Annotated in this window: 6 protein-coding genes and 3 pseudogenes; 3 read left to right on the forward strand and 6 right to left on the reverse strand. The window is 60.8% G+C overall.

What is annotated here, in order from left to right; genetic code table 11:
- Nucleotides 1-136: 136 nt before the first annotated feature.
- Nucleotides 137-646 (reverse strand): annotated as a pseudogene (locus VGE08_RS22435) (ATP-binding protein); the annotation flags it as partial.
- Nucleotides 643-978, reverse strand: a pseudogene (locus VGE08_RS22440) (IS21 family transposase); the annotation flags it as partial. The pseudogenes VGE08_RS22435 and VGE08_RS22440, both read right to left, overlap by 4 nt.
- An 11-nt stretch (nucleotides 979-989) precedes the next feature.
- Between VGE08_RS22440 and VGE08_RS22445 the strand changes: the two are divergent.
- The 3 genes from VGE08_RS22445 to VGE08_RS22455 all read left to right on the forward strand — a co-directional run bounded on the left by VGE08_RS22445 (nucleotide 990) and on the right by VGE08_RS22455 (nucleotide 4,424).
- Nucleotides 990-1,289, forward strand: a complete 300-nt coding sequence (locus VGE08_RS22445) for a DUF5372 family protein (protein ID WP_331070169.1) — start codon at nucleotides 990-992, stop codon at nucleotides 1,287-1,289.
- Nucleotides 1,290-1,487: 198 nt separating this feature from the next.
- Complete coding sequence (locus VGE08_RS22450) at nucleotides 1,488-1,973, forward strand: helix-turn-helix domain-containing protein (RefSeq protein ID WP_331070164.1); 486 nt, start codon at nucleotides 1,488-1,490, stop codon at nucleotides 1,971-1,973.
- 474 nt (nucleotides 1,974-2,447) lie between these two features.
- Nucleotides 2,448-4,424 (forward strand): recombinase family protein, encoded by a 1,977-nt coding sequence (locus tag VGE08_RS22455; protein WP_414717525.1) that lies wholly within the window; start codon nucleotides 2,448-2,450, stop codon nucleotides 4,422-4,424.
- 21 nt (nucleotides 4,425-4,445) lie between these two features.
- Here the strand turns inward: VGE08_RS22455 and VGE08_RS22460 are convergent.
- The 4 genes and pseudogenes from VGE08_RS22460 to VGE08_RS22475 all read right to left on the reverse strand — a co-directional run.
- Nucleotides 4,446-4,607: pseudogene (locus VGE08_RS22460) on the reverse strand (IS21 family transposase); the annotation flags it as partial.
- A gap of 93 nt (nucleotides 4,608-4,700) precedes the next feature.
- Nucleotides 4,701-5,702, reverse strand: a complete 1,002-nt coding sequence (locus tag VGE08_RS22465) for a tyrosine-type recombinase/integrase (RefSeq protein ID WP_331070166.1) — start codon at nucleotides 5,700-5,702, stop codon at nucleotides 4,701-4,703.
- Nucleotides 5,699-7,066 carry a tyrosine-type recombinase/integrase gene (locus tag VGE08_RS22470; protein WP_331070167.1) on the reverse strand — a complete coding sequence of 456 codons (1,368 nt, stop codon included), beginning with the start codon at nucleotides 7,064-7,066 and terminating at the stop codon, nucleotides 5,699-5,701. The genes VGE08_RS22465 and VGE08_RS22470 overlap by 4 nt, the downstream gene beginning before the upstream one ends.
- Nucleotides 7,063-8,037 carry a site-specific integrase gene (locus VGE08_RS22475; protein ID WP_331070168.1) on the reverse strand — a complete coding sequence of 325 codons (975 nt, stop codon included), beginning with the start codon at nucleotides 8,035-8,037 and terminating at the stop codon, nucleotides 7,063-7,065. The genes VGE08_RS22470 and VGE08_RS22475 overlap by 4 nt, the downstream gene beginning before the upstream one ends.
- Between the last annotated feature and the right edge of the window lie 252 nt (nucleotides 8,038-8,289).

Genomic DNA, 8,289 nt, shown 5'->3' on the forward strand with positions numbered 1-8,289 from the left:
GGCTGATGATCAACGGCGCGGAGCTCATTCCCTGGCTTCGGAGACTCTAAAGATATGTGGAGTGCATCATCCAGCTTCTCCGTGCGAAACCGATGTCGAGGTCCGCCGGCTCCACATATTTGAGTCCTCAACATAGGTCGACGATGAGCAGCTTCGGACCGAGCACCGCCCGGTTGAAGTAGCCCTTCAGCCGGCCTTGTGCTTTGGCAGCGGCGAGTTGGATCATCAGATCCGCGGCGGTGATGAAGCGCGTCTTGATGCCGGCCATCACGGCGCGATAACCCAGCGCCATCGCCACATGGCTCTTGCCGACGCCAGAGGGCCCGAGCAGCACGACATTCTCGGCGCGCTCGATGAAGCTGAGCGAGGCGAGCTCCTGGATCTGCTGCTTCGGTGCGCCGCTGGCGAAGCTGAAGTCGTAGCTTTCGATCGTCTTCACCGCGGGCAGTGTGGCAAGCTTCAGTAGTGTCTGCCGGATGCGCTCGGTCTTGGCGGCCTGCTCGCTCTCGAGCAGCGAGGTGAGGAAGTCTGCGAAGCTGGCCTGAGTGTCGGCGGCACGTTGAGCCAGAGCCGACCATTCAGCGCTCATCACAGGCAACTTCAGCTCTTCGCACAGCGCGGCGATGCGTTGCTGTTGGAGGCTCATGCCGCGTCCTCCAGCAGCGCCTGGTACACCGACAGCGGATGCTGCAGCGACTCAAGGGGCATGACGCTGCCGCGTGAGATCGCCGATGCGCCCTGGCTGGCGCGGATCGGCAGCGCGGTGAGCTGTGCCTGGTCTTCGGCCAGCCGCACACACGGTTGAACGCCCGTCGTGGCGTGGATGCGGGTGTTGGCCACCTCATTGAGCCAGCGCAGGACCTCGCGGTTCGCCGTGTCGACATCGAGCTTCAGCCCACCAGCACGCAGCGTCGCTGCCAACGGCACGAGGAAGCTGCCTTTGAGGTAGCCGTTGAAGCGCTCGACCTTGCCCTTGGAGTCAAGCGCGCATTGCATATGGTGACGAGCATGGCGCACAAGTTTTTACCGTCACCCATCCGTTCCATCCGTTGCGAGGACAGACGTTCGATCTGCTCGCGGTACGTAATAACTGGGGCGGAGATCGCGTCTCGTATGCCGGTCCGGATGGGCGGCTGCGCACGCTGCCAGTCGAGTGGACCGATGTTCTAGAACCCGATCTCGTCGTCACGGTCGGCGCCGGCCGCGCCTTTTTCCGCACCGATCGGTTGCGTGAATTGCGTGCCCTCATCGATGCGTACCTGCACGCGAAGGAGGTTCCGTCATGTTAGGTAAATTCTGTGCTGTCAGTCTTGCAAAATATGTGCTCCACTCGATGAAGATACGTCACACATGCCGTGGAGGAAGTCGATGTAGTACTATAGAAATGGTATTTGCCGCGGATCTGTACCTGAAATTACTTGCGAATCACAAAGTATTGGTACATAATTGCGAAGACATGTCGGCAACCCTCTTTCCGAGGAAGCGCGATGGCATCAGGCCCACGTCAGCGCACACGTCGCCAGCAGGCTCTGCAGTCGCAGGGCGCTGCCCATCCCCACCCCCAGAACGTGACCGATCCACTCTTTCGCGACAGTGCGTTCTTCGATCCGAACGATCTGTTGCAGGTCAAGTACGAGATGCTGCGCAGTGTCCAGATGGAGGGACGGGCCGTGGTCGATGCGGCGCAAGCCTTCGGGCTGTCTCGTCCGGTCTTTTACGTCACCCAGGAGCTGTTCCGCCGCGAAGGTCTGCCGGGCTTGCTTCCACACAAGCGTGGACCGAAGCGACCGCACAAGCTCACCGACGAAGCCCTCGCGATCTTGGCTCAGGCAGTGCGCGATGCCGAACGGATGCTCAGCGGCGAGGAGCTGGCGGCACTGCTGGCAAAGCGCTGCGGGATCCAGGCGCACCCGCGCAGCATCCTGCGACGACTGCTTCCGTATTTAAAGCGGCAGGAAAAAAAACTGCGGTGATCGCCGAAGCCGCTGCGCTCGAGCCCACGCAGTATGCCGTTCAGTACGAGTTGCTTCGTTCGCAGGTGATCGGAGCGCGAAGCGATCAAACGGCGGCGAGCAGCGCAGGCCAGCGGTGTGGTGTGGGTCTGGCGCTGCTGCTGCGTGAGGGGCTGCCTAGCTGGCTCACTGCCATTGACGCCGTGATCCGTGCATCGCTCGCGTCTGCGGCTACGGCTACGGATGCAGCGAAGCCACCGGTAGCGGCGAGTCTCACGGGTGACCGTGAGGTGCCGAGCTGGCTTTGCGGCGTCCAACGACACGACATCACGACACTTCTGGCGAGCCTGGTGCTCTCGACTCGTGATCTCCAACGTTCTTCACAGACGGAGGGATGTCACCCATGCCACTGAACAGTGAGGCTCATCAGAAAACACGACCACGCATCTGTCGCGCCTGGCCTATCTCTACGTGCGTCAGTCAACACTGCGACAGGTGTTTGAGAATACCGAGAGTACGCAGCGTCAGTATGCGCTGCGTGAGCGCGCCGTGGCGCTGGGTTGGCCGCTTGATCGAATCGTTGTGATCGACAGCGATCTCGGGCAATCCGGCGCCAGCACCGACCGCGAGGGCTTCCAGCGTCTTGTCAGCGAAGTCGGCCTCGGGCGCGTGGGCATCGTGCTTGGGCTAGAAGTATCACGCTTGGCCCGCAACTCCACTGACTGGCATCGCCTGCTTGAGCTGTGCGCACTATCGGATACTCTCATCCTCGATGAGGACGGGCTGTATGATCCGGCGCACTTCAACGATCGCCTGCTGCTGGGCCTGAAGGGCACGATGAGCGAGGCGGAACTGCATGTGCTCAAAGCGCGCCTTCGCGGCGGCATTTTGAGCCGCGCTCGTCGCGGCGAACTCAAGCAGATGGTGCCGGTCGGGTTCGTCCATGATGCCCAGGATCGAGTCATCCTCGATCCGGACGCTCAAGTGCGGGCGGCGGTGCAGCTGTTCTTCGATACCTTCAGGCGCACGGGATCCTGCCTGGCGGTCGTCAAGGAGTTCCACGCGAAAGACTTGCTCTTCCCGCGCCGCCTGAGAAGCGGCGCGCACAAGGGCGAGCTCGTGTGGGCGGAGCTCCTGCACTGTCGCGCCCGGCAGATCATCCACAACCCACGATATGCCGGCGCCTTCGTCTTCGGGCGCACCAAACACCGCCGTCTGCCGAGCGGCAAGTACTCCTCGCGGCAGGTCCCGAGCGATGAATGGATCCTACTGCGCGATATGCATCCGGGCTACATCACATGGGGCGAGTATCTGTCGAACCTGCAGCGCGTGAAGGGAAATGCTTTGGCCTGGAGTACGGACAGACATCGCGGTCCTGCGCGCGAGGGGACTGCCCTGTTGCAGGGACTTGTGATCTGCGGCGCCTGCGGCGAGCGCATGTCGGTTCGTTATCACTCTCACCACAATGCCCAGGTACCCACCTACTGGTGCGGTCGCCGCCCGATGCATCGAGGTGAGATCGGTCTGTGTCAAACGGTGCACGGAGGTGCGCTCGACGCGGCGATCGGCGATATCATCATCGAGGCGATGACGCCGCTTGCAATAGAAGTCGCGCTAAGCGTGCAGCAGGAGCTCGCGAACCGGCAGCAGGACGCCGATCGGCTGCGTCGTCAGCACGTGGAGCGGGCGAAGTATGAAGCAGAACTCGCGCAGCGCCGCTTCCTGAAGGTCGATCCTGACAATCGCCTCGTTGCGGATGCGCTGGAGGCTGACTGGAACGCAAAGCTGCGTGCACTCGCTGCGGCACAGGAGGCGTACGAGAAGGCCGCCGCGGCAGATGTGAGCGTCGTCACCGACAGCGAGCGTGCGCAGCTGATGGCCCTCGCAACAGACTTCCCACGTCTCTGGCGCGATCCGCACGCGCCGATGAAGGACAAGAAGCGCATGCTGCGCCTACTGATCGAGGACGTGGCGCTGACCAAGGGTGACTCGGTACACGTGGATATCCGCTTTGTCGGGGGCGCCACGCGTTCGCTCGATCTGCCGCTGCCAAAGTCTTGCGTCGAGTTACGCACGACGGATGCCGCCATCGTCAAGGAGATCGATCAGCTGATCGATACCTATACCGATAAGGAGATCGCCGATCTGCTCAACGAGCGCGGTGTGCGTACCGTAGTAACAACGCCCTGGACGGCGGCACGCATCGGACGGCTCCGTCACATCTACAAGCTTACCGATCGATACACGCGCCTACGTACCCAGGGGCTTCTCACTCCGCAGGAAGTGGCCGCTCGCTACGACGTTGTCGTCTCGACCGTCCACGGATGGCGTCGTCGCGGTCTGTTGCGCGCCCATCCCGTGAACGATCGCGGTGACTTCCTCTACGAGATCCCGCCGGAGGACCTGCCGGCGAAGTTCGCGCACAAGCGCGAATATCAGGTCGATGTCGAAACTTCATCAACACGCAACTGACGAGGTGCAGTATGAGTCTGAGCCCTTGGTGCGCGCCCGGTACGGGCGGCACACACGCAGCTGAAAGCCGTAGTCGCCGGCAAAATCCAGCATCCCCGGATGCCAGCGATGCAAGCCGGGACCATAGCCATCACGCTTGAGGATCACCGTCTTGGTGTTGTCGAACAGCACCTCACGCGGTAATCAAAAGGACCCAGTAATGCGAAGGAAGCGGCCCGTCCACCGTTTTTCGCAGAGGGGCGAGCCGCTGAGCTTCTCATTATTTACGCGAGGTCTTCACAGCGAGTCGAGCCACGCGAGCAATGCGGCCTCGCGCTTCCAACGTGGTGGCTTGCCTGGCCTTGTTGAGGGATCGACCTGCTCAAGTGCCTTCCGTTTGGTCTCGATATTCGCTCGGGCGTAATGATTCGTGGTATCCAGACTGGCGTGTCCGAGCCAGCTGCGGATGACGGTCACATCGACGCCTGCCGCAACGAGGTGGACACCCGCGGTGTGCCTAAACGTGTGCGGAGTGACGTTCTTTTGTCTGAGCGACCGCACTTCTCTGGAGGCGGCCCGAACATATTGATCGAGCTTAAAGCGAACGCCGGCGGCTCCCAGAGGACGACCATAGCAGTTGACAAAGATCACTTCGTCGTCCGAACGCGGCTGTCGCCTCAGCAGCGCCTTGAGCAACTCAACGGTCTCCGGCCAAAGCGGGCAGATCCGTTCCTTCCGACCCTTTCCGAACAGCCGCACCTGTGCAGGCGATTCGAAGCGGATTGCGCCGGGGGACGCGCTGAGCGCTTCCTGTATCCGCGCGCCGGTGTTGTACAAGAACGCGAGCAGCGCGTGATCCCGTTGCCCTTCCAAGCGGGACCGATCCGGCTGTTTGAGGATCGCGGTGACTTCATCAGCATCCAGATAACACATCGCCGGCCTATCGGTCTTCTTTGTGGGGATACGTAGAACCTCGGTGCACTGGGCGAGCGCCAGCGGCTCACGCTGGGCGACGAAAGCAAAGAAGCTGTGGAGAGCGGCCAGACGGCAATTTCTCGTACCGACAGTGACTTTGCGTTCCTGTTCGATGTGCAGCAAGAACGCGAGCACTTCGCTTGCGTTCAACTGCGCCAGCGACAGTAGAGCGACGGGACGATTCTGACGTTGAGAGACGAAGCGCAGGAACAGGCGCCACGTGTCACGATACGACATCACCGTATGGTGAGATAGATTTCGCTGCTGTCCCAACCATTCATGGAAGAACGCGTGTAAGAGGCTCGGGAAGGAAGTCGTCTTCATGATTGCCCTCCCACGCGCAGCAACGCGGCGCCGTTCCGTCGGAAGCGCTCACTGGCTTGCTGAAGCAACTCTTGCGTAATGGTCAAGTAGATCAGGGTCGAGTTGATATTCTTATGTCCGAGATAAGTGGCCAGGTACGGCAAGCGCGATTGCGGGTTAATGCCTTCGCGATACCACGTCAACATGCGGTTCACACAGAACGCGTGCCGAAGATCGTGGATTCTCGGCCCGATTTTCCCGGGTGATGGTTTGAGTCCTGCTCGGCGCAACACTCTCACCAGTAACTTGCCTGCCATAACCTGGGAGTATCGACCTGCCGACTGCTGGTGCCAGAACAAGCCGGCGGCAGGCCCCGTTGGAGCACCGGCCTTCTGGCGCGCGTCAAGATAGGCTTTGAGGGCGGCCATTACGCTGGGCGCTAACGGCAGTCGTCGAGACTTGAAGAACTTCGTGCAGCGGATCTCGATCGCTGCCTCCTCCAGGTTCACGTCGCCCACCGTGAGATTCACGATTTCGCGGAGCCGCAGTCCGGCACAGTACGAAAGCACCAGCATCGTATAGAGACTGAGCGGACGAAGCGGTGCCAGTGGCGATGGGAACGTTCGCGCGGTGGCCAGTAACTGCCGCACCTCGTCCTCTGTGTAAATGTAGGGTCGCCGATGTTGCTCCCGAACTCGACGCTCCAGATCCGCATCAATCGATCCGAGGGCAACGCTCGGATCAGCGCGGCGCCATGCCTTGGATAAGATCCGGCCACACTGTTGGCTCTCGAGTTCATGTTGCAGCCCGGTACCCGCCTGTCGCCATGCCTCGATTAGTACCGGCAACGACTCATCGATGAGATCCGGCCGACGCTGCAGGAACCGATCGAAGCGCAGCAACCGATCCGAGTACACATCGTAGCGGTGCCCCAGTGAGCGCATGAGCGCCACATGCTCCTGCATCCGCGGGCCGAGAAAACTCCCGAACCGAGGCAAGGGACGCAAGCGTTCGAGAGCAGTGGCGGAATCGGAACTGAGCAAAGCCCGTATGATCGGCGTGGTCGTCCGCTGGCCGTATTCGCTGCGAAGTTCATGCAACGGATTGCTCGGAAGACAATCGCACGCTGTCATCCAGTCCAAGAAGCGGTCGACCAGTCGTGCGCGATGAAAGACGATGTGCAGGGGCCATCGCTGGATCCGTTCCTCCAACCACGCGCGCACGGTGTCTGCGGCGAGCGGCTTGCCGACGCATCGTTGGATGGCGAAGCGCTGAAAGTCTCTCAAGATGCAGCTGTAGATTATGGGACTCTTCGGATGACGAAGTTTCAGCTTCTTGATGAAGCGCCGGATGTTCTCCTGATCCTCAACTGGTAGGGGCTTCATGTCGGCACCCCTGTCGGGATCTCCAAGGCGACTGCGCGCAGATCTTCAGTGGCCAGCTTCAGATAAACGGCCGTCGAGTCCACTGATCGATGTCCCAGTACATCGCCGATCAGCTTCAGCGGTATCGCTGATCGCAACAGACTGACCGCTCTGGCGTGACGAAACGCGTGCGGTCCTTTCTTGCCCTGCGGCGAGATGCCAGCCGCGGCAAGTCGACGGCCTATCGGCGTGTATAAGCTCGACCCCGTGGCGAACCCTCGGTACGGTGCGCGACTTCGCATGAACAGTTCACGAACCGTGGTGTGTGGTCGACCATGCCGCAAGTAATTCAGGATAGCATTGCCCGGTTCCGGAAGAAGAGGCAGTTCGGAGTGGGCTCTGGTCTTCGAGTGACGCACTCGAAGCACGCTGCGCTTCCAGTCGACGTCTTCCACGCGTAGTTTCGTGATCTCGCCGGCACGCAGTCCGTAAGTCGTCAGTAACATCAATATCGCGTAGTCGCGACGGCCGATGGGCGAACGATCCCGGCGCGTCGCCTGCAGGACCTTCTTGATATCTTCCGTTTGCAACGCCGAGGGTATCCCTTCAAAGGCGTACAGCGTTGGCCCGATGACGGCTGTGCTCAGGTCCCGGTTAGTTCTTCCCGAAAGATGCAGATGGCGCAGGAAGCTTCGAAGCCGGATCGTCATTGCTTTACACGTTGTTCGTCGTACAGGTGCGCCATGCGTTCGCACGTAGGCATCAATGTCTGCAACAGCGATCGCTGCAAGTTGGTCCTTGCCGTTCTCTTCCAACCATTTGAGGAATCGACGTGCCTCAGCACAGCGATCGGCTCGCGTCTCTGCGGCTAAACCACGCAGTTCGCTCATCCACGTGTCGTACTCACTGACGATTTGACGAAGCAGGAGTTCGCGCGCAGTAGGCGGAGTCTTCACGGCCGGCCACGCTCCGTGGACCAAGCGCAGCAGCATATGAATCGCGGATCGATGCAGTCTGCGTAGCCCCGTAGTTGCTCGGCCACGCCGGTCGCGAAATTTCCGGGATAGCCGAAGGGCGGTTAGATAGTGCTCAACATCTGGAAGCTGCACGCTCTCAACAACCAGCCGTCTCCTCTCGAGGTGGGCGAGGAAACGCCTCACCGCAGCTGAGTAATTCTGCGCAACGCAGCGGCTGTATCTTTCATTCTCCAGATGATCAGCTAATCGAGTGAGCCACAGACTATT

Origin of the sequence: Steroidobacter sp., from assembly GCF_036406195.1 — a bacterium.
Taxonomy (GTDB): Bacteria; Pseudomonadota; Gammaproteobacteria; order Steroidobacterales; family Steroidobacteraceae; genus Steroidobacter.